Source organism: Azospirillum sp. A23, from assembly GCF_042938965.1.
Taxonomy (GTDB): Bacteria; Pseudomonadota; Alphaproteobacteria; order Azospirillales; family Azospirillaceae; genus Azospirillum; species Azospirillum melinis.
The window spans coordinates 1,116,327-1,136,805 of sequence record NZ_CP170667.1; the positions used below are offsets into that span (position 1 = coordinate 1,116,327).

General features: G+C 66.8%; 22 protein-coding genes and 2 tRNA genes. 15 read left to right on the forward strand and 9 right to left on the reverse strand.

Translation table 11 applies throughout. The features are described from left to right. Positions 1-7: 7 nt before the first annotated feature. The 3 genes from ABNQ40_RS22640 to ABNQ40_RS22650 form a co-directional block, all read right to left on the reverse strand. Positions 8-1,009 carry a cysteine synthase A gene (locus ABNQ40_RS22640; RefSeq protein ID WP_109048996.1) on the reverse strand — a complete coding sequence of 334 codons (1,002 nt, stop codon included), beginning with the start codon at positions 1,007-1,009 and terminating at the stop codon, positions 8-10. Positions 1,010-1,161: 152 nt separating this feature from the next. Then, positions 1,162-1,773: an NUDIX domain-containing protein gene (locus ABNQ40_RS22645; RefSeq protein WP_109048995.1), complete on the reverse strand. Its 612-nt coding sequence runs from the start codon at positions 1,771-1,773 to the stop codon at positions 1,162-1,164. Between the two features lie 98 nt (positions 1,774-1,871). Then, positions 1,872-2,900: a S1C family serine protease gene (locus tag ABNQ40_RS22650; protein ID WP_109048994.1), complete on the reverse strand. Its 1,029-nt coding sequence runs from the start codon at positions 2,898-2,900 to the stop codon at positions 1,872-1,874. A gap of 227 nt (positions 2,901-3,127) precedes the next feature. Here ABNQ40_RS22650 and ABNQ40_RS22655 point away from each other — a divergent pair, with 227 nt between their 5' ends. Then, positions 3,128-3,307 carry a hypothetical protein gene (locus ABNQ40_RS22655; RefSeq protein ID WP_098739756.1) on the forward strand — a complete coding sequence of 60 codons (180 nt, stop codon included), beginning with the start codon at positions 3,128-3,130 and terminating at the stop codon, positions 3,305-3,307. A 69-nt stretch (positions 3,308-3,376) separates the two neighbouring features. Then, a complete protein-coding gene (locus tag ABNQ40_RS22660; RefSeq protein WP_109048993.1) occupies positions 3,377-3,619 on the forward strand; it encodes a hypothetical protein in 243 nt (80 codons plus the stop codon). Between the two features lie 35 nt (positions 3,620-3,654). Here ABNQ40_RS22660 and ABNQ40_RS22665 read toward each other — a convergent pair whose 3' ends face one another. The 3 genes from ABNQ40_RS22665 to ABNQ40_RS22675 all read right to left on the reverse strand — a co-directional run bounded on the left by ABNQ40_RS22665 (position 3,655) and on the right by ABNQ40_RS22675 (position 4,538). Next, a complete protein-coding gene (locus tag ABNQ40_RS22665) occupies positions 3,655-3,906 on the reverse strand; it encodes a hypothetical protein (protein ID WP_109048992.1) in 252 nt (83 codons plus the stop codon). Positions 3,907-4,169: 263 nt separating this feature from the next. Beyond that, a tRNA-Asn gene (locus tag ABNQ40_RS22670) sits at positions 4,170-4,245 on the reverse strand. 219 nt (positions 4,246-4,464) lie between these two features. Beyond that, positions 4,465-4,538 (reverse strand) — tRNA-Cys (locus tag ABNQ40_RS22675). A gap of 87 nt (positions 4,539-4,625) precedes the next feature. Between ABNQ40_RS22675 and ABNQ40_RS22680 the strand changes: the two genes are divergently transcribed. The 6 genes from ABNQ40_RS22680 to ABNQ40_RS22705 all read left to right on the forward strand — a co-directional run bounded on the left by ABNQ40_RS22680 (position 4,626) and on the right by ABNQ40_RS22705 (position 10,839). Next, entirely contained in the window at positions 4,626-4,847 is a 222-nt protein-coding gene (locus ABNQ40_RS22680; protein WP_146255390.1) for a hypothetical protein, read from the forward strand. Next, on the forward strand, positions 4,844-5,500 hold the full coding sequence (locus ABNQ40_RS22685; protein WP_109047492.1) for a protein-L-isoaspartate O-methyltransferase: 657 nt from the start codon (positions 4,844-4,846) through the stop codon (positions 5,498-5,500). Before ABNQ40_RS22680 ends, ABNQ40_RS22685 begins: the two co-directional genes overlap by 4 nt. Before the next feature lie 102 nt (positions 5,501-5,602). After that, positions 5,603-5,929 (forward strand): rhodanese-like domain-containing protein, encoded by a 327-nt coding sequence (locus ABNQ40_RS22690; RefSeq protein WP_109047493.1) that lies wholly within the window; start codon positions 5,603-5,605, stop codon positions 5,927-5,929. Between the two features lie 2 nt (positions 5,930-5,931). Further along, positions 5,932-7,335, forward strand: a complete 1,404-nt coding sequence (locus tag ABNQ40_RS22695; RefSeq protein WP_109047494.1) for a TolC family outer membrane protein — start codon at positions 5,932-5,934, stop codon at positions 7,333-7,335. A 96-nt stretch (positions 7,336-7,431) separates the two neighbouring features. Then, positions 7,432-8,124, forward strand: a complete 693-nt coding sequence (locus tag ABNQ40_RS22700; protein ID WP_391348983.1) for a DUF2497 domain-containing protein — start codon at positions 7,432-7,434, stop codon at positions 8,122-8,124. A 66-nt stretch (positions 8,125-8,190) separates the two neighbouring features. Next, positions 8,191-10,839 (forward strand): valine--tRNA ligase, encoded by a 2,649-nt coding sequence (locus tag ABNQ40_RS22705; protein WP_199235424.1) that lies wholly within the window; start codon positions 8,191-8,193, stop codon positions 10,837-10,839. 47 nt (positions 10,840-10,886) lie between these two features. Here ABNQ40_RS22705 and ABNQ40_RS22710 read toward each other — a convergent pair whose 3' ends face one another. The 3 genes from ABNQ40_RS22710 to purM form a co-directional block, all read right to left on the reverse strand. Then, positions 10,887-11,030: an aa3-type cytochrome c oxidase subunit IV gene (locus ABNQ40_RS22710; RefSeq protein ID WP_109051686.1), complete on the reverse strand. Its 144-nt coding sequence runs from the start codon at positions 11,028-11,030 to the stop codon at positions 10,887-10,889. Between the two features lie 124 nt (positions 11,031-11,154). Further along, positions 11,155-11,820 (reverse strand): phosphoribosylglycinamide formyltransferase, encoded by a 666-nt coding sequence (purN, locus tag ABNQ40_RS22715; protein WP_109051687.1) that lies wholly within the window; start codon positions 11,818-11,820, stop codon positions 11,155-11,157. Positions 11,821-11,841: 21 nt separating this feature from the next. Next, positions 11,842-12,903 carry a phosphoribosylformylglycinamidine cyclo-ligase gene (purM, locus tag ABNQ40_RS22720; protein WP_109051688.1) on the reverse strand — a complete coding sequence of 354 codons (1,062 nt, stop codon included), beginning with the start codon at positions 12,901-12,903 and terminating at the stop codon, positions 11,842-11,844. A 97-nt stretch (positions 12,904-13,000) separates the two neighbouring features. Between purM and ABNQ40_RS22725 the strand changes: the two genes are divergently transcribed. From ABNQ40_RS22725 to ABNQ40_RS22755, 7 genes are all read left to right on the forward strand, one after another. After that, complete coding sequence (locus ABNQ40_RS22725) at positions 13,001-14,383, forward strand: DUF2066 domain-containing protein (protein ID WP_199235425.1); 1,383 nt, start codon at positions 13,001-13,003, stop codon at positions 14,381-14,383. Further along, a complete protein-coding gene (locus tag ABNQ40_RS22730) occupies positions 14,380-14,940 on the forward strand; it encodes a CDP-alcohol phosphatidyltransferase family protein (RefSeq protein ID WP_109051690.1) in 561 nt (186 codons plus the stop codon). Before ABNQ40_RS22725 ends, ABNQ40_RS22730 begins: the two co-directional genes overlap by 4 nt. Beyond that, positions 14,937-16,004, forward strand: a complete 1,068-nt coding sequence (locus ABNQ40_RS22735) for an AI-2E family transporter (protein WP_109051691.1) — start codon at positions 14,937-14,939, stop codon at positions 16,002-16,004. Before ABNQ40_RS22730 ends, ABNQ40_RS22735 begins: the two co-directional genes overlap by 4 nt. Before the next feature lie 13 nt (positions 16,005-16,017). Beyond that, positions 16,018-16,740, forward strand: coding sequence for a DnaA ATPase domain-containing protein (locus ABNQ40_RS22740; protein ID WP_109051692.1), 723 nt, complete (start codon positions 16,018-16,020; stop codon positions 16,738-16,740). A gap of 23 nt (positions 16,741-16,763) precedes the next feature. Next, positions 16,764-17,543 carry an SDR family oxidoreductase gene (locus ABNQ40_RS22745; protein WP_109051693.1) on the forward strand — a complete coding sequence of 260 codons (780 nt, stop codon included), beginning with the start codon at positions 16,764-16,766 and terminating at the stop codon, positions 17,541-17,543. A gap of 217 nt (positions 17,544-17,760) precedes the next feature. Continuing rightward, positions 17,761-18,249, forward strand: a complete 489-nt coding sequence (locus tag ABNQ40_RS22750; protein ID WP_109051694.1) for a MarR family winged helix-turn-helix transcriptional regulator — start codon at positions 17,761-17,763, stop codon at positions 18,247-18,249. Between the two features lie 633 nt (positions 18,250-18,882). Then, the gene (locus tag ABNQ40_RS22755; RefSeq protein ID WP_247880034.1) at positions 18,883-20,415 is read left to right on the forward strand and encodes an ATP-binding protein; all 1,533 of its coding nucleotides are present in this window, start codon (positions 18,883-18,885) and stop codon (positions 20,413-20,415) included. Positions 20,416-20,479 lie beyond the last annotated feature (64 nt).

The window sequence follows — 20,479 nt, forward strand, 5'->3', positions numbered from 1 at the left end:
AAGAGAGTCAGGCCAGCCAGTCTGGCACAGGAAGATTCTTCTCACGGAGGAAGTCAGGATTGAAGAGCTTCGATTGGTAACGCTGACCCCCGTCGCACAGGATGGTCACCACCGTGTGGCCGGGGCCGAGGTCGCGCGCCACCCGCATGGCGGCGGCGATGTTGATGCCCGACGAGCCGCCCAGCACCAGACCCTGGGTCTTGATCAGGTCGAAGACGATCGGCAGCGCCTCTTCATCGGGAATCTGCACGGCGTCGTCGATCGGCGCGTCTTCCAGGTTGGCGGTGATGCGGCCCTGGCCGATGCCTTCGGTGATCGAACTGCCTTCCGACTTCAGCTCACCGCTGGTGTAGTAGCTGAACAGGGCGGCACCCATCGGGTCGGCCAGCGTGATGCGGATGTTCGGGTTCCGCTCCTTCAGGGCCAGCGCGATGCCGGCCAGCGTGCCGCCGCTGCCCACCGCACAGGTGAAGGCGTCGAGCTTGCCGCCGGTCTGGTCCCAGATTTCCGGCCCGGTGGTGGTGCGGTGGCCGTCGCGGTTGGCGGTGTTGTCGAACTGGTTGGCCCAGACGACGCCGTTCGGCTCGGTCTTCGCCAACTCCTCGGCAAGGCGACCGGAATAGCGGACGTAATTGTCGGGGTTGGAATAGGGGACTGCGGGGACCAGCCGCAGGTCGGCGCCGATCAGGCGCAGCATGTCCTTCTTTTCCTGGCTCTGCGTTTCCGGCATCACGATGACGGTGCGATAGCCGAGCGCATTGCCGACCAGAGCCAGCCCGATGCCGGTGTTGCCCGCCGTGCCCTCGACGATGGTGCCGCCGGGGCGCAGCAGCCCGCGCTCTTCCGCGTCGCGGACGATGGCGAGAGCGGCACGGTCTTTCACCGACCCGCCGGGGTTCAGGAACTCCGCCTTGCCCAGGATCTCGCAGCCCGTCGCCTTCGATGGCCCTTCCAGGCGAATCAGCGGCGTGTTGCCGATGGCGCCGATGAAGCCGTTGCGGATGTCCAAGGCGGGTACTCCCAAAGTCGGATGTGGATTGCTGCCGATACTATCAGGGCGCAGGGCTGCGGTTTCAAGGCAGGGAGTGTGAAATGCTGCATTGAACACGAATCGCGGGTGAAATAAGCGGTGGAGCCTGGGAGCCGAGACCCCCCCGCACCTTACCCCTGACCCAGCCAGCGCTTGCGCAGGGACTCGCGGTGGCGGGCCAGCCAGCCGATGGCGATGATGGCGACGGAGTTGCGCAGGCGGTTCCCGTCCATCATGCCGATCGCCTCGTCGGCGGGCAGGGCCATGATGCGGATGTCCTCATGTTCCTCCTCCAGACCGCCGGTCGCGGCGAGGTTGCGGCTGTCGACCCGGCCGCAGAAGACGGTGACGACCTCGGTGAAGGCGCCCGGGCTGACGTAATAATCGCAGATCTGCTCGATTTCCTGGATGACGCAGCCGGCCTCCTCCATCGATTCGCGGCGCGCAACCTCCTCCGGGCTCTCGCCTTCGCCGACCATGCCGGCGACGATTTCGGTCATCCAGGCCGGGCCGCCAGCTGCCGCGGAGCCGACGCGGAACTGCTCGATCATCACCACGGTGTCGAGATCGGGATCGTAGAGCAGGACGCCCACTGCGGCCCCACGGTCGCACACCTCGCGCGGCGGCAGCACGTCGGTCCAGGTGCCGTCGAACTTCTTGTGGCGCAGGCGGTAGACGTCGATGGTCAGAAAGCCTTTGTAGGGGGTTTTCTTGTCGAGAATCTCGATGTCGGGATGGTTCATGATCGGCGTGGGTCCATGGATGGCTGTTTCGCACAGGGTGCTATGCCGGCACGCCGTTCACAAGCGCCCGGGCAGGTAACCGGCTGTTGGTGCAGGCATCACAGCGTCGGGTTCAGCCTCAGGAACCGCACGCGGTCGGCCGAGGTCACCGGAACCGGGGTCAGTGTGGAACCGCGCATCACCTCGAGCGGAACGACGATGCCGGCCGGTCCCAGCCCCCAGAGCTTGCGGTAGAAATCCGCCAGTCCATTGAAGCGCTGGCCGCCGACGCCGACGATCCAATCGCCGGGGCGCAGGCCGGCCGACTCGGCTGGGCTGCGTGGCGACACCTTTTCCACCAGCAGCCGCCCCATCTCTTCGCGCAGGGTGACGCCCAGCCAGGGACGGGCCGGTTCCTGCCGTTTTCCGTAAGCCAGAAGGTCGGCCAAAATCGGCTCAAGCGTCGAAACGGGGACGAACATGTTGCCGGGCAGGCTGCGCCCCTCCACCGCCTCCGCCACCAGAAGCGATCCGATGCCGACCAGCCGGCCCTCACGGTTGACCAGGGCGGCGCCGTTGAAGGCGCGGATCGGCGGGAAGGTGAACAGGGCCTCGTCCAGCAGATATTCCCAATAGCCGGCGAACTCCCGCTTGCCGACCACCTTCACGGCGGTGGCTCCGCGATTGCCGCCGCCGCTGAGCGCCAGCAGGGTATCGCCTTCCTTCACGGCGCCTGGACCGGCCAGCCGCAGCCAGGGGGCTGAAAACCCCATCTCCGCCCGCAGCAGCCCGAAGCCGCTGACGGGGTCGTAGGCCACCATGTTGGCGGGATAGCTGCGTCCGTCGGCGGCAATCACTTGAATCTGCGACGCTTCCATCACCGTATAGCCGATGGTCAGGATCAGGCCGGAACCGTCGATGACGACCCCGCTGCCCTCGCGGTCGGTGCCCAGGGTGCGGGCGCTCTGGCTGTCCGCTGGCACAGTAGCGGTGATGCCGACGACGGAACGGACGACACGCTCCGGGTCGAGTTGCGCAGACTCCGCCGCTTTGGCCGGGACAACGCCGGGGACGGCCAATTGCAGGCCGATCAGGAAAAGGACGGCCGCCGCCAGACGCGGCATAACCGGTGTTGAGACGACCCGCATGACGCCGCACTCCCGCGCAAGGCAGGGCCAAGGGCACCCCCGGCGACGCGCGGCCCTGTCCGTCGCGACTCGGGTGACACAAGCATGACATTGCGTTCGAGTCGCGGCTCATCAAGCCGTCATCGCGCGGTTGTCCACCACAAGCGCGACCATGGTGATGGAAACATACCGCCGTCGGCCGCTGTTGTCTTGTCCGGGTCCCGCAATCAAAGGGGAAAGGTGACAGCATGCCCATCGAAAGCGAACAGGAACTGGAACAGGCCGTCCAGGAGTTCCAGCGCCTGAGCGACGCACCGGAAGGTTCCGAGGAGGGACGCCGCCGCAGCGTTCTGGACGCGGACATCAAGTCGTACTACGCCAGATGCGCAGACACGATGCGGCCTGCCAAGCCGCCCTCCACCGGTTGACGGAGGGGGAAGCGGGTCCGCTTGGCCGACCGACATAACGCCGGCCATCATTAAGGAGAGCGGTCCGCGATGAAGCGACTCGACACCTGCTATACCTGCCGCTTCTGGGAGGGGCAGGGGCTCCGCCAGCGCGGGCCGAAGGGAACCTGCCGGCGCTATCCGCCGGTGGTGACCCCGCGAAGCCCGGAAGGCGACTTTCCGATTACCCTGTCCACCGACTGGTGTGGGGAATGGAAGCGGGTGGCGGTCGCCGCGGTGGGCGGCGACCCATCGGACTCCGACGACAGCATCTATGACGATCTGGTGGAGTAGGGCGCCTCTACGACCGGTGCCTTGCTCCCGGCCGTTCAACGCGGGTTAGGCGGGATCACCAGAACCGGGGTGTTCTCGTAGGCCTGCGGATTGCGGTCGGCGGCAGGTCCGGTCCAATCGGCGCTGAAAGCCAGCAGGGCGACCAGCACGGCTGCCAGGAACAGCAGCATTGCCGTGACGCAGTCAACCGTCCGGACGGGGCGCTCGTCGGATTCGGGCGAGCGGTTGCCGGTGCTGCCGACCGGAGGGGCGGTGCGGAAATGTTCGGATTGGAATGGCAGAAGCACGGCGGTCCTCCATCGGCTGGAGACGCCCGGCCCAAGGCTCGGCCCGGATTATTATCAAGTCTAACCCCGCGCAGACGTGCGCGTCATTTCGCTTCCGGCAAGGCAGGATCGTCTTTTGGGACTAGTTCATACCGTCTTGGGCCACCGTCAGTCCTAGCCCAACTGCTTTAAACCGAATTCGGTTACTTAAGCGCCACAGTCAAGCTGCAAGAGTGCAGAAAGACAAAAAGGCCGGATGCGTTCGGCATCCGGCCTTTTTGATCTGGCTCCCGGTGCTGGACTCGAACCAGCGACAAGCGGATTAACAGTCCGCTGCTCTACCAACTGAGCTAACCGGGATCGGTGACTGACCTTTCGGCCGCCGCCGTTGTTGGCGTGGCGGGTGTATAGCCGAACCATTCGGCCCTGCCAAGCCAATTCCGACAGAAAAATGAATTTTCTTTCGACGGCGGGCGAAGGGCATTCTGCGAATGAAAACAAGGCCCAAACGCGAAAAGCCCCGCTGGGGGCGGGGCTGCGTTCAGTCTAATTGACCATCATGTATACTGCTGTCAGGTATGGAGGCACGGGCGGGAATCGAACCCACGTACACGGATTTGCAGTCCGCTGCATCACCACTCTGCCACCGCGCCATCCTGACCGGCACCGGCGCGCCGTTTCCGGTGCGCCCTCGGTGTGGAGCGGTGGTATAGCGGCCTGAAACGGAGCGGTCAAGGCGAATGGTGACGATTTTTGAACATCGTCGATCGAACCGGCATGGCCGCTCTTTGCCGACGACTCCGCCGGCCGTTTTCCCGGCCTTCGGCAAAGCCCGCCCGCATATCGCTCGTGACGTTGTGTTCGCCAAGCCTTTGCGGCTATATACCGCCATGGCAGGAAGCCGTTCGCTGTTCGGCTTGGTGCCGGTGTCGTCACAACACATCAATAAGCGACCGCCATGACCGATTTCGCCGCCGCACGCTATTTCATGGTCGAGGGACAGATCCGCCCCAACAAGGTGACGGATCAACGTCTCGTCGATGTCCTGTCGGAGCTTCCGCGCGAAGCCTTCGTTCCTTCGTCGGCGCGCGGCGTCGCTTATGTCGACGACGATCTCCCCATCGGCAAGGGCCGCTTCCTGCTGGAACCGATGGTCTTCGCCCGTATGCTGCAGGCAGCTGCCGTGCAGGAAACCGACCGCGTGCTCGACGTCGGGGCCGCCGGCGGTTACTCCACCGCGGTGCTGGGGCGGCTCGCCTCGTCGGTTGTCGGCCTGGATTGCGACGAAGAGCTGACCGCCGCCGCGGCCACGGCGCTGGCCGGGCAGGGGATCGCCAACGCCAAGACCGTCACCGGTCCGCTGGCGGAGGGGTACGCCCAAAACGCCCCTTACGATGTGATCGTCGTCGAAGGTACCGTTCCGGAGGTGCCGGTTTCGCTGACCGGCCAGCTGGCGGAAGGCGGTCGTCTGGTCGCCATCGTCCAGGGCAAGGGCAGCGTCGGCGAGGTCCGGCTGTTCCAGCGCACCGCCGGCGTGGTGTCCAGCCGCATCCTGTTCGAGGCCCAGCCGCACGCGCTGCCCGGCTTCGAAAAGAAGGCCTCCTTCGTGTTCTGACCGGAATCGCCGGTTGGACTGGTCTTGAACTGAACCGTGCAGTTTACCTCTGCGCGGTTCTGCGCTACCGTCGCCGTCGCCCTTGCACGAAAGTGAGCAACCATGGCCGCACCGTTTGAGATCGAGGTGGAAGAACTGGACCGTCGCCGCAAGGCCGGCGACGAACCGGTCGTCCTCGACGTGCGCGAACCGTGGGAGTTTGCGCTGTGCGCCATCGACGGCAGCCTGCACATCCCGATGAACGGGCTTCCCGGTCGGGTGGATGAGCTGCCGAAGGACCGCGATGTCGTCGTCGTGTGTCACCACGGTGGCCGCAGCGCGCAGGTCACCATGTGGCTGCGTTCCAAGGGCTTCGACCGCGCCATCAACCTGGATGGCGGTGTCGATGCCTGGGCGCGCCGAATCGACCCGAACATGAAGGTCTACTGAACATGACCGTGCGAAGCCGTTTTGCGCGCCGCTGGCTGCTGGCGACGGCCCTGACCCTGACCGCTACGATGGGCACAGCAGTGACCGGCGGTGGTACGGCCCAGGCCCAGTCCCTCGAACAGGCCCTTGCCCAGGCCTATGCCAACAACCCGACGATCGGCGCCCAGCGCGCCCGCCTGCGCGCCGTCGACGAAGGCGTGCCCCAGGCGCTGTCCGGCTATCGTCCGACCGCCCGCGTGACCGCCGGCATCTCCCGCTCGATGGGCGAGAGCAAGTTCGACGGCGGCTCGACCGGCTCGGAAAGCAACGCCAAGAGCGTCGGCGTCACCGCCACCCAGCCGATCTACGACGCCACCGTCGCCCCGGCCGTCCGCCGCGCCGAGCGGCTGGTCGAGGCGCAGCGCGCCACCCTGATCGCCTCGGAACAGTCGGTCCTGCTGGCCGCCGCCCAGGCCTATCTGGACATCGTCCAGAACCAGGCCATCCTACAACTGCAAACCAACAACGAGCAGGTGCTGCGCCGCCAGCTGGACGCCGCCCGTGACCGCTTCCGCGTCGGCGAATACACCCGCACCGACGTCAGCCAGTCCGAGTCGCGCCTGTCGGCCGCCATCGCCTCCAAGATTTCGGCCGAAGGCACGCTACGCGCCTCCCGCGCCACCTACGAACGTCTGGTCGGTGCCGCTCCCGGCGAGCTGAAGGCGCCGAAGCCAGCCTTCCGCCTGCCGAAGAACCTGGACGAACTGGTCGAGCTGGCCCGCGCCAACAACCCGAACGTCCTGTCCGCCTCCTACACCGAGGCGGCGCAGCGCGAGGCGGTGGACCAGCAGTACGGCCGCCTGCTGCCGTCGGTGAACCTCTCGGCCAGCGGCACCCGCACCTACGATCCGGGCCGTTCGTCCGGTATCGACCTGAACCGCTCCGACAGTGCGCAGGTCACCGCCCAGGTGACCATCCCGCTCTATCAGGCCGGCCAGCCGGAAGCCCTGGTCCGCGAGGCCAAGCAGACAGCCAACCAGGCCCGCCTGCAGATCGAGGAGTCCCGCCGTCAGGTGACCGAATCGGCGGTCAGCGCCTGGCAGGCCCTGCAGACGGCCCGGGCCAGCATCGAGTCCTACTCGGCGCAGATCAAGGCGGCCCAGATCGCCCTGGAAGGCGTCCGTCAGGAGGCGCAGGTCGGCTCGCGCACCGTGCTCGACGTGCTGAACCAGGAACAGGAACTGCTGAACGCCCGCGTCTTCCTCGTCCGTGCCCAGCACGACGAAATGGTCGCGGCCTTCAATGTACTGGCGTCCAGCGGACAGTTGACGGCGGACCGTCTGAACCTGCCGGTCCAGAAATACGACCCGACCGCGAATTACGACAAGACGCGGGGCAAGTGGTTCGGAACTTCGGTGACCGAATGAACGAAGCGGCCCGCGAAAGCGGGCCGTTTTTGTATTATGGCTTTTTTGTCAGCCCTGCCCTAGGTTTGGGGCAGGTTGACGTCTCGGGTTGCCAAGATGAGCGATAAGGGCCAGCAAGAACCTTCGATGGAGGAAATCCTCGCCTCCATCCGGCGGATCATTTCCGAGGACGGCGAGCCTGCCAAATCGGAAACTCAGGCGCCTTCGCCGCCACCCCCTCCGCCACCCCCTCCGCCGCCGCCCCCGCCCCCCCCGATGGTGGAGGAGGACGACGACGTTCTGGAACTGACCCAGATGGTGGAGGATGAACCGGACGAGCGGCCCGACTTCGGCCAGCCCGATCCCGACCCCTGGCCGGAGGAGCCGGCCTTTCCGGAGCCGTCGCCTCCCCCTCCGCCCCCGCCGCGCTGGGACGAGCCGGAACCCGAACCGATGCCGCCGCCGCGTCCGGCCGCCCGGCGGCCGATGCCGGCCTTCGACGATTTTGAGGATGACGAGCCGCCGCCCCCGCCGCGTCCGCGCCGCCGCGCGGTCGATCCGGATGCCGGGCTGATCTCCCGCCGGACGGCGGAGGATGCCTCGCACCACCTGACCCATCTGGCGCGCGAGCTGGGCGACGACCTGTCCATCGGCCCGATGCCCATCGGCATCCGCACGGTGGAAGAGGTCGTGCGCGAGCTGCTGAAGCCGCTGTTGAAGGAATGGCTGGACGAGAATCTGCCGACGGTGGTCGAGCGGCTGGTCCAGCAGGAGATCGACCGCATGATCCGGCGGTCGCAGAAATTCTGATCCCGCCTTTTCGATCCCTGCCCGTTTGAGCCCCGATTAAGACGTTTCTAGCGAAAGTTCGTGGTGATGTTGGAAAAGACGTACCGGCCCGCCGAGGTCGAGGAGAAGCACTACCGCCTGTGGGAAGAGTCGGGCGCCTTTGCCGCCCAGCCGCAGGGGAACGGCAATCCCTACACCATCATGATGCCGCCGCCGAACGTCACCGGCAGCCTGCACATGGGCCATGCGCTGACCTTCACCATCCAGGACGTGCTGACCCGCTACAACCGCATGCGCGGCCGCGACGCCCTGTGGCAGCCCGGCACCGACCATGCCGGCATCGCCACCCAGATGGTGGTGGAGCGCAATCTGGCGAAGGACGGCAAGACCCGCCACGATTTCGGCCGCGACGCCTTCATCGACAAGGTGTGGGAGTGGAAGGCCGAATCGGGCGGGACCATCACCCGCCAGCTGCGCCGCCTGGGCGCCTCGCCCGACTGGCCGCGCGAACGCTTCACCATGGACGAGGGGCTGAGCCGCGCCGTCCGCAAGGTGTTCGTCGAACTGCACCGCCAGGGCCTGATCTACAAGGACAAGCGGCTGGTCAACTGGGACCCGAAGCTGCACACCGCGATCTCCGACCTCGAGGTCGAGCAGAAGGAGATCAAGGGCAACCTCTGGCACTTCCGCTACCCCATCGACGGGGAAGAGGGGCGCTTCATCGTGGTCGCCACCACCCGTCCGGAAACCATGCTGGGCGACACCGGCGTGGCGGTGCATCCGGAGGATGAGCGCTACAAGGACCTGATCGGCAAGATGGTCCGCCTGCCGCTGGTCGGTCGCCTGATCCCCATCGTCGGCGACGAATATGCCGATCCGGAGACCGGGTCGGGTGCGGTGAAGATCACGCCGGCCCACGACTTCAACGACTTCGAGGTCGGGAAGCGCTGCGGGCTCGAGCAGATCAACATCATGGATCGCGATGCCCGGCTGAACGACAATGTGCCCGAGGCCTACCGCGGGCTGGATCGCTACGAGGCGCGTAAGAAAATCGTCGCCGAGCTGGAGGCGCTTGAGCTTCTGGAGAAGATCGAGCCGCACACCCACATGGTCCCGCACGGCGACCGCTCCGGCGTCGCCATCGAGCCGTGGCTGACCGACCAGTGGTATGTCGATGCCGCGACCCTGGCGAAGCCCGCCATCGAGGCGGTGGAGACCGGCAAGACGGTGTTCGTGCCCAAGCAGTGGGAGAACACCTATTTCGAATGGATGCGCAACATCCAGCCCTGGTGCATCAGCCGCCAGATCTGGTGGGGCCATCAGATCCCGGCCTGGTACGGTCCGGACGGCACCTTCTTCGTCGAGGAGACCGAGGAGGAGGCGCACGCCGCCGCAAAGGTCCATTACGGCAGCGATGTCGAGCTGACGCGCGATGCCGATGTGCTCGACACGTGGTTCTCGTCGGCGCTGTGGCCCTTCTCGACGCTCGGCTGGCCGGACCAGACGCCGGAGCTGGACCGGTACTACCCGACCGACGTGCTGGTGACCGGCTTCGACATCATCTTCTTTTGGGTCGCCCGGATGATGATGATGGGCCTGCATTTCATGAAGGACGTGCCTTTCCGCACCGTCTACATCCACGCCCTTGTCCGCGACGAGAAGGGCCAGAAGATGTCGAAGTCGAAGGGCAACGTCATCGACCCGCTGGAGATCATCGACCAGTATGGAACCGATGCGCTGCGCTTCACCCTGTCGGCGATGGCCGCGCAGGGCCGCGACATCAAGCTGGCGGTGAACCGGGTCGAGGGCTACCGCAACTTCGCCACCAAGCTGTGGAACGCCGCCCGCTACTGCCAGATGAACGGTTGCGATCCGGTCGCCGGCTACAAGCCGGTCGGCCTGACCCAGACGGTCAACCGCTGGATCGTCGGCGCGCTGGCCGATGCGGCGAAGAAGGTCGCCGAGTCGATCGACGCCTACAAGTTCAACGAGGCCGCCGGTGCTGCCTACCAGTTCACCTGGGGCACCTTCTGCGACTGGTACATGGAGTTCACCAAGCCGATCCTCGCCGGCACCGACGAGGCGGCGAAGGCGGAAACGCGGGCGACCACCGCCTGGGTGCTCGACCAGATCCTGCACATCCTGCATCCGCTGATGCCCTTCATCACCGAAGAGCTGTGGGAGCAGCTGTCGCCGGCCCGTGCCAACCGGCTGATCTCGGCGGAATGGCCGGAGTTCGCCGCCGACATGGTCGATCCGGCGTCGCGCGACGAGATGGATTGGGTCGTGCGTCTGATCAGCTCGGTCCGCTCCATGCGGTCGGAGATGAATGTCCCGCCGGCGGCGCAGATCGAGCTGAAGCTGAAGGATCCGAACGCGGTCAGCCTGAAGCGGCTGGACACCCACCGCGACCTGATCCTGCGTATGGCGCGCTTGTCCAGCGTCGAGCCGCTCCAGGGCGATGTGCCGAAGAGCAGCGTGCAGGCGGTGCTGGACGAGACGACGCTGGTTCTGCCGCTGGAAGGCATCGTCGATCTCGACAAGGAGAAGGCGCGCCTGTCCAAGGAGATCGACAAGCTGGCCGGCGAGATCAAGAAGATCGACGCCAAGCTGTCGAACGAGCAGTTCGTCGCCAAGGCTCCGGAAGAGGTGATCGAGGAGCAACGCGACCGCCGCGAGGCCGCCGATCAGGCCCGCGACAAGCTGCAGAAGGCGCTGGAGATGCTGGCCGGGTGAGGTGTGGGGGAGGGGGCTCGGTTACATGCCCCCTTCCCATCCGTCCGCTACAGCGTGAAGATCGCCAGCAGCACGAGCACGGCGATGACCCCGGCGATGCTGAGCTTCATGAATTTGGTGAAGGCGATCCAGGTCGCCTGATGCGAGCGGACGGTCTCTGCACTGACCGGGTTCGGACTCACGGCCGCCATATCAATCAATCCTCCAACAGTTTCTTTTGCCCGCAAATTTTGACGCGGGCGCGCAGAAACGCAACAGATTCCGAGTGGAACCGTCAACCATGCCGGAAGGGTGGCGATCGGAAGGGATAGGAGCCTAGAGTGACGGGTTCAACGGCGGGTTCACCAAGGCGGCAAGGTCCGGAGCCGGACCTTCGATCCGCACCAGATCGCCATCGACTCGGGCGCGGCCTTCGGCGATCAGGCAGACGGCGTGCGGGTAGAGCCGGTGTTCCGACAAAAGGACGCGGTCGGCCAGGCTGTGGCCGTCGTCGCCGGGCAGGATCGGCACCGCCGCCTGGGCGATGATCGGACCCTCGTCCATTTCCGGACGTACATAATGGACGGTGCAGCCATGGAAGCGGACGCCGGCGGCCAGCGCCCGCTCATGGGTGTCCAACCCCTTGAAGGAGGGCAGCAGGGACGGGTGGATGTTGATGAGCGCATTGTGCCATTGCCCGACGAACCAGGACGACAGCAGGCGCATGAAGCCGGCAAGGCAGACCAGCTCGACACCGGCCTCGCGCAGAGCGGCATCCATCGCCGCCTCGAAGGCCGGTTTATCGCCGGGATAGCCGCGGTGGTCGACCACCGCGGTGGCGATCCCGGCGCCGGATGCACGTTCAAGGCCGAAGGCATCGGCCTTGTTGGACAGCACCAGCGCGATCTCGGCCGGGAAACCCGGCGCGGCGCAGGCGTCGATCAACGCCTGCAGATTGCTGCCGCGCCCCGAGATCAGGACGCCGAGCTTCAACTTGCTCATCAACGAATCCTTAGGCGTCCCTTACGCGGTCCAGGCCGCGTCCATGCCAGTGACGGTCACGCGGGCGTCGCCGTCCTTCAGGGCGGTGACGGTGCCGACGGTGAAGACCGTCTCGCCGCCTTCGCGCAGTATGTCGATGGCCTCGGCCGCCTTGTCGGCCGGAACCACGACGACCATGCCGAGGCCGACGTTGAAGGTGCGCGCCATCTCGTACGGAGCGATGCCGCCGGTCTTCATCAGCCAGGAGAAGACGGGGGGCAGGGTCCAGGCCGAGGCGTCGAGAACGACACCCAGCCCGTCCGGCAGGACACGCGGAATGTTCTCGATCAGGCCGCCGCCGGTGATGTGGGCCATGGCACGGACCGTGCCGGCGCGCACCGCCTTCAGCGTGCTCTTCACATAGATGCGGGTCGGCGTCAGCAGGGCTTCGCCCAGCGTCTTCGAGGCATCCCACGGGCAGGCTGAGTCGTAGCCGAGGCCCGACTTCTCGACCAGCTTGCGCACCAGCGAATAGCCGTTGGAATGCACGCCGGTGGAGGCGAGGCCGAGGACCACGTCGCCCGCCTGGACGGCGGAACCCGTCAGGGCGTGCTGGCGTTCCACCGCACCGACGGAGAAGCCGGCGAGGTCGTAATCGCCCTCGGAATACATGCCGGGCATCTCGGCGGTCTCGCCGCCGACCAGCGCGCAGCCGGCCTGACGGCAGCCTTCGGCGATGCCGGCAACGATGTCGCGGCCGGCGGCCACGTCGAGCTTGCCGGTGGCGTAGTAATCCAGGAACAGCAGAGGCTCGGCGCCCTGCACCACCAGATCGTTGACGCACATGGCGACGAGGTCGATGCCGACAGTGTCGTGACGGTTGGCGAGAATCGCCACCTTCAGCTTGGTGCCGACGCCGTCGGTCGTCGCGACCAGAAGCGGATCCTGGTAGCCGGCGGCGCGCAGATCGAACAGCGCGCCGAAACCGCCCAGGCCCGCGTCGGAGCCTGAACGCGCGGTGGAGCGGGCAAGCGGCTTGATCGCTTCGACAAGCGCGTTGCCCGCATCGATGTCCACACCGGCCTGCTTGTAGGCGTCGGACATGTTATAGGACTGGGTGCTGATGGTATCCTCGCTTGGGCTGAGCTATATACCGGGCCTTGGGCTCGGGCCGAACATACTCGAATCGGAAGGCTTTGCAATGCTCCACCGCCGCCGCGCGCCGCTCCTCGCCGGTCTTGCTGCCATGTCCACCGCTCTGGTCGTTACGATGACCGGGCCGGCCGGGGCGCAGACCGGTTCCCCGCCGCCGGCCGCCACCTCCGCCGCCACCTCCGCTGCCGCCGCCCCGTCCGCTGCAGACCCCTTCGCGGTGTCCGGCGTCCGGGTCGACATCAACGGCAGCAATCCGACCACCGTGCGCGACCAGGCGATCCGCGAGGCGCAGGCCAAGGCCTGGACGGAGCTGTACCGCCGGCTCGTTCCCGGCGGCGGCAACCCTCCGCGCCTGTCCGATGGCGAGATCGCCAAGCTGGTCCAGGGCTTCGAGATCGACGAGGAGAAGGTGTCGGCAAGCCGCTATGTCGGCGCCATCACCGTGCGGTTCCGGCCCAATGCGGTGCGCGATGCCCTCGGTCAGAGCGGCGGTGCCGCCCAGTATGTGGAGCCGCCGTCGCGGCCCTTCGTCATCCTGCCGGTGACGTTGACCGACGGGCGCACCATCCTGTGGCAGGACCGCACCCCCTGGCGCGCGGCCTGGGAGGCGCGGCAGCCCGCCGCCTCGCTGGTGCCGCTGGTGGTGCCGGATGGAGAACTGTCCGATGCCCAGGCGATCAGCGGCGAGGACGCCGTCGCCGGCAACGCCGACGCGCTCGCCCGCATCGCCCAGGCCTACAAGGCGGGCGGAGTCGTCGTCGCCCGCACCGATCTTCCGGCCAACGGCCCCGATCCGGCCCGCGGCCTGACGGTCGACGTCACCCGTTACGGGCTCGACGGCACGCGCGAGAACCAGACGGTCCAGGTGAAGGGCGGCGGCACCGCCGACGAACTGCTGAACCGTGCCGTCGCCTCGGTCGGCACCCAGGTCGACGATTCGTGGAAGCGCGAGCATACCACCGCCACCGGTCCGGAGCAGAACACCCTCGTCCGCGTGCCGTTGACCGCGGTGAACGACTGGGTGGAAACGCGCAAGCGGCTGTCCGCCGTCAATGCTGTGACCCGCAACACCCTGATGTCGATCACCCGCAGCGAGGCGCTGATCACCCTGACCTATCGCGGTGCGCCGGAACAACTGGCCCAGGCGCTCGCCCGCCAGGATCTGAGCTTCACGCATGCCGCGCCGCCCGTCGACGCCCCTGTTGCCGCCGGCTACCCCGCGCTGCCGGCTCCGTCGGCTGACTGGCAGCTGACGCTGCTGCCGCGCGGGTCGGGTGCCGCGTCGGCCGGTGCCGTTCCGTCCGCCGCCACGCCGATGGCCTCCCCGACATCGCTGGCGCCGTCGGCGCCGATGGATGCGGGTGCCGTGGGCACGATGGGCGCGCCGCCGCGCAACCTGGGAACGCTGCCGGCGAAGAGCGCACCGTGAGCGTACCCAACATCATCACGTTCCTGCGCATCGTGGCGGTTCCGGCCGCGATGTACATGATCCTCACCGGCAGGATGGAGTGGGCCTTCGCCCTCTTCGTCGCTGCCGGCCTGTCCGATGCGCTGGACGGCGCCATCGCCCGCATGTTCCGCGCGCGTACGGTGCTCGGCGGCTATCTCGATCCGCTGGCCGACAAGGCGCTGATCGTCGGGGTGTACATCGCCCTGGCCTGGGTCGGCACCATCCCCTTGTGGCTGGCGATGATGGTGGTGTTCCGCGACATCATGATCATCGGCGGCGTCATCCTGCTGTTCACGCTGAAGGAGACGCTGGCGATGCAGCCGCTCTACATCAGCAAGGTGAACACGGTGGTGCAGATCGCGCTGGCAGCCGCCGTGCTGGCTCCGCCGGCACTGGGGCTGCCGGACATCCACCTGTATGGCTGGGAGCTGGTCGAGGTGCTGGTGTACGTCTGCACGGTGACGACGGTGCTGTCCGGTGTGCTGTACGCCCGGCGCGGCGCCCTGCTGTTCAACCGGCTCGGCGGCGTTCCGTGACGCCGGCCAAGCAGCTCCGCTTCTGGCTGATCGGCTTGGGGCTGTTCGTTCTGGCGCTGTGGCTGCTGGCAGACATGCTGCTGCCCTTCGTGGTCGGGCTGGCCATCGCCTATCTGCTCGACCCCGCGGTCGACAGGCTGGAGGCGGCGGGGCTGCCGCGCTGGCTCGGCACCACGCTGGTGCTGCTGGGCTTCGTGCTGGTCATGGTGCTGATGGCGCTGCTTCTGCTGCCGCTGGTGCAGGGGCAGGTCTCCCACCTGCTGGAGGTGCTGCCGAACTATGCGACCCTGGCGAAGGAACGGCTGATCCCGGCGCTGAACCGCTTCATTCACCGCTTGCCGGCCGACGATGTCGAGCGGCTGCGCGCTGCCGCCGGCAATTATGCCGGTGAAGTGGCGGGGCTGGTCGGCCGTGTCGTCACCCGCATCCTGTCGGGCGGGCTGGCACTGTTCGACATCGTCACGCTGATGTTCATCACCCCCGTCGTCGCCTTCTATATGATGCGCGACTGGGACCTGATGGTGGGAAAGGTCGATTCGTGGCTGCCGCGCCAGCATGCCGAGACGGTGCGCGAGCAGGCGCGAGAGGTGAACGTCACCCTGTCCGGTTTCGTGCGCGGGCAGGCGACGGTCTGCGTCGTGCTGGGCGTCTTCTATGCACTGGCGCTGTCGGCGGCGGGGCTGGATTTCGGGCTGGTGATCGGCCTGATGGTCGGGCTCCTGTCCTTCATCCCCTATGTCGGCACTCTGTTCGGCTTCGTCGCCAGCACCGGCCTTGCCCTGCTGCAGTTCGACGAGTTCTGGCGCGTCGCCATCGTCATCGGCATCTTCCTGTTCGGGCAGGCGGTGGAGGGCAATGTCCTGACGCCGAAGCTGGTGGGCGACAAGGTCGGGCTGCATGCGGTGTGGGTGATGTTCGCCCTGCTGGCGGGCGGCAGTCTGTTCGGATTCGTCGGCGTGCTGCTGGCGGTTCCGGTGGCTGCGGTGATCGGCGTGTTGACCCGCTTCGCCTTGCGACAGTATCTCTCGAGCCCGTACTACCGCGGCACCGACGCGGAACGCTGATGGGTGTGTCCGCATGAGCTTGCCGGCGCAGATACCGCTCGACCTCGGGCACCGGACGGCGATGGGCTGCGAGGATTTCCTCGTCGCACCCAGCAACGCCGATGCCGTGGCGTGGCTGGACCGCTGGCCCTCCTGGCCCGCCCCGGCACTGACGCTGTACGGTCCCGCCGGCTGCGGCAAGACCCACCTGTCCCAGGTCTGGCGCGCCCGCAGCCATGCCCTGGTGACCCGCGGCGATGCCCTCGAGTCGGCAACGGTGCCGTCCCTGCTGGCCCCCGCCAACGCGGTGGTCGTCGAGGATGCCGACACGGTTGCCGGAAAGCCGGAGCGGGAACAGGCGTTGTTCCATCTCTACAACCTCGCCCGCGAACAGCGGGGCCATCTTCTGCTGCTGTCGCGCAAGGCGCCGTCGCACTGGCGGACGAAGCTTCCCGACCTGCGGTCGCGCATCAAGGGCGCGCCGGCGGTCGAGGTCCGGCCGCCCGACGACGCGCTGCTCGCCGCGGTTCTGGTCAAGCTGTTCGCCGACCGCCAGTTGCGGCCGGGGATGGAGGTCATCACCTATCTGCTGGCGCGGATGGAGCGGTCGCTCGATTTCGCCCGCCGTCTGGTGGCGGCGCTGGATCATGCGTCGCTGGCCGCCCATCGTGGTGTGACCGTGCCGTTGGCCCGGGAAGTCCTTTCGGAACTGCAACGGACGGAACCGCAACGATCCGGTTCCAAAACGACCCTCTGATACCGACAAGGGAAGAGACGACCATGGATTTGGGTATCTCCGGCCGCCGCGCCATCGTCTGCGCCGCCAGCAAGGGGCTGGGCCGCGCCTGCGCCTTCGCGCTGGCCCGCGAGGGCGTGCATGTCACCCTGACCGCCCGCAACGCCGATGCGCTGGAGGCGACCGCCGACGAGATCCGCAAGGCGACCGGCGTCACCGTCACCACCGCCGCCGGAGACATCTCGACGGAGGAGGGGCGGGCCGCGGCGCTCGCCGCCTGCCCGGAGCCGGACATCCTGATCAACAATGCCGGCGGCCCGCCGCCGGGCGACTTCCACGACTGGGACCGCGAGGATTGGATCCGCGCGCTGGACGCCAACATGCTGACGCCGATCTTCCTGATTAAGGCGACGGTGGACGGCATGATGTCCCGGGGGTTCGGCCGGATCGTCAACATCACCTCGGCCGCGGTGAAGGCACCGATCCCGATTCTGGGTTTGTCGAACGGTGCCCGCACCGGTCTGACCGGCTTCGTCGCCGGCCTGTCGCGCCAGACGGTGAAGCACAACGTCACCATCAACAACCTGCTGCCCGGCCCCTTCGAGACCGACCGCCTGCGCAAGACGATGGAAGGCGGTGCCAAGGCCGGCGGACGCAGCATCGACGAAGAGATGGAACTGCGCCGCAAGTCGAATCCCTCCGGCCGATTCGGCGATCCGGAGGAATTCGGGGCTGCCTGTGCCTTTCTTTGTGCCGCAAGCTCCGGTTTTATGACTGGGCAGAACATCCTTTTGGATGGCGGAGCCTTCCCTGGCACGATGTAACCTGCGGTATCGGGAGACGGGCCGCCGCCGCGTCTCAAGTTTGTCTCTCCAATTCGCAATAAAATCCGCCCATCGTCACAGGCCATTAAGAAACGGCGACGGGAAGGGGTGCTCCAGCATCGGCTTGGGCGCCGCTTCCCCGGTCCGCCGGTCGGCAAAACGCGGCAGTGCCGCGGCGACCGGACAACGGCTTTTGCGAGCCACTGGCACAGGAACGATGAGCATGCAGCAGAGTGTGGCGGCCCCCGCGGTCTACACCGACCTTGGCCGCGTCATGGAAAGCATCACCCGGCGCTTCCTTGACGTGCTTCGGATGGAACTGGCCCGCATCGGCGTGACCGACCTCAGCCCGACACAGGCGCTGATGCTGCTGCACATAGGCACCGAGGAACTGTCGGTCCGCGACCTGCTGGAGCGCGGCTATTATCTGGGCTCCAACGCCTCCTACAATCTGAAGCATCTGGTGGAGGCGGGATATGTCGACCGCAGCCCGTCCCAGCGCGACCGGCGGGCAGCCCGGCTCAAGCTGTCCGCCCAGGGGCTTGCCACCTGCGAGGCGCTGAAGAAGCTGGAAGCGACGCGCGCCGACACCTTGCTGAGGACCGACAGCGACGGTGCCGACTTCGAGACCACCTATCGCACGCTACGCCGGCTGGAACGCGCCTGGACCGACCTGATCCGCTACGACGACGCCGACCCGGCCTGACAGATTCCTGCATTCGACACGTAACTTTCCAACCTCCTGTCCGTTCGATCTGTGTCCGGAATGGAACACCTGAGTCCGAAGCAGGAACATAGGAGGAACTGATTGGTTGCCGTTCCTCGTCCGTTCTGGTAGCTCTATCGGAACAAGACGCGAACAACGGAGGTTGGCATGTCGGTTCTGGCTTTCCTGCGCGAATGCATGACCCTCGCCTTTTTCCTGGCGGTGCTCTACGGCTGGGCCACGGTCGGGCCGATTCTGATCGGCTGAGGATGGCCGGGATGCGCCCGAGGGTTTCGGGGGCGCATCCCTTCGAAAGAGGTCCCCAAAGGGGGAATGCCGCGTCGGTATTATATCCGAAATCCCAGCCCACCCCGGCCGGCGCAGCGCTTACATCGGGAACACGCGGACCCGTCCCTGGCCCATTCGAGAAGCCGAAAGGGGGCCGGTTCCGCGAACGCCGACAACGCGTGGGGATTGGGACGGATGCGGAATTTCTTTCGAAAGCGTCGTTCGGCCGCTGTGGCCGACGAGCGCATGCCGGCTGCCGGTGGCAGCCTTGGTAATCCGGGCATCACCGGTGGCGGCCTTGGTTCGAATCCGCTGACCGGCGGACCGGGCATGGGTGGACCGGGCATGAGCGGTTCCGGCGTCGCGGGGCCTGGGATGGGCAATGCCGGGGCCGGTGGCTTTTCCAATGGACCGGGATTCGCCCGGCCCGGTGGGGCTCACCTGCGTCCGGTGGACGGCAACATGGGTGGTGGCAGCGGCGCCGGCATCGGTGGCCGTGCCGGATTCGAAGCGATGCGCGGTCCGGCCGCGCCGCGGCTGCCCGATATCATCGACAACGAGGCCACCGGCGACCGCCGCGGCCACATGTTCCCGCAGCCGGGCGGCCAGGATGTTGAGGGCGAGCACGACCTGCCGCGCTTTACAATGTCCGTCAACGGCGGCTATCGCGGCGGCATGGGCGCCAATGCGCCGGCCATGCTGAAGGGCCTGACGCCGGAACTGAACGGCCTGCTGCGCGAAGCCTTCACCCCGACCCGGCCGAAGCAGCAGCTGAACGGCCTGTTCATCGGCCGCAACGACACGCTGCGCCGCATCATCTCGGCCATCGAAGAGGAGCGGGCGCACGTCATCCTCTACGGCGACCGTGGCCGCGGAAAGACCTCCGTCGCCAATGCGATCGAAAAGATCGCGGGGCAGGCGGGCTATCTGTCGCTGAAGCTGACCTGCAGCGGCGAACTGAGTTTCGAGGACATCTTCAGGCACTTCCTGAAGAAAATCCCGTCGACCTATTACCGTTCCGCGCTCGACAATCCGTTCGCGGCGCGGCGCAACTTCGCCAGCCTGAACGAGCTGCTGCCGGACGGCACCTTCAGCGTCACCGAGCTGAACGAGGTTCTGTCGGGCATCCACGCCACCCATGTGCTGCTGATCCTGGACGAGTACGACCGCGTCCAGGACGAGGATTTCCGCAACAAGCTGGCGGAGCTGTTCAAGAACCTGACCGACAGCTCGATCCCGGTCACCCTGCTGGTGGTCGGCGTCGCCGAGAATCTCGACCAGCTGCTGGGCAAGCATCCGTCGATCCAGCGCTCGCTGGTTCCGGTTCATCTGCCACTGATGACCGATCAGGAGATCGGCCGGCTGATCCAGGCCGGCGCGCAGAATGCCGGCATCGAGTTCGCCCCCGACGTGGTGCGGCGGATCGCGGAGTTCGTGCGTGGCCTGCCGTATTACGCCCAGCTTCTTGGCCTGCATGCGGCGCGCAGCGCCGTCAGCCGCGGAAGCAAGCTGGTGGAGCGGCCGGATCTGGCCTATGCCGTCGCCCGCTGCCTGCAGGAAGCCGAGCGCGGCATTGTCGAGAGCTACGCCCGTGCGCTGGCCGCCGACCGTAGGGCCGAGCTGGAGGACGCTCTGCTGGCTGCGGCGCTGTGTCCGGCCGATGCCTATGGCGTGTTCGATCCCAAGGATCTGGCTGGTGATAGCGGAGAATTGCCGAGCGCCTCGACGCTCGACCTGCTGAAGCGCCTGACGCGGGAGGACCATGGCGGGGTCCTGGCCCCGGTGGTCGAGCCGGGACTGGAGCGCTATCGCTTCCGCAACCAGATGATGCGCCAATATGTCCTGATGCGTCAGGCCAGCGAGCGCGGCCAGATCTGATCCATCCCCGATCAGGCCGTCCTTCGGCCCTTCCCCGGCGACGGGGGAGGGCCACTCTTTCATG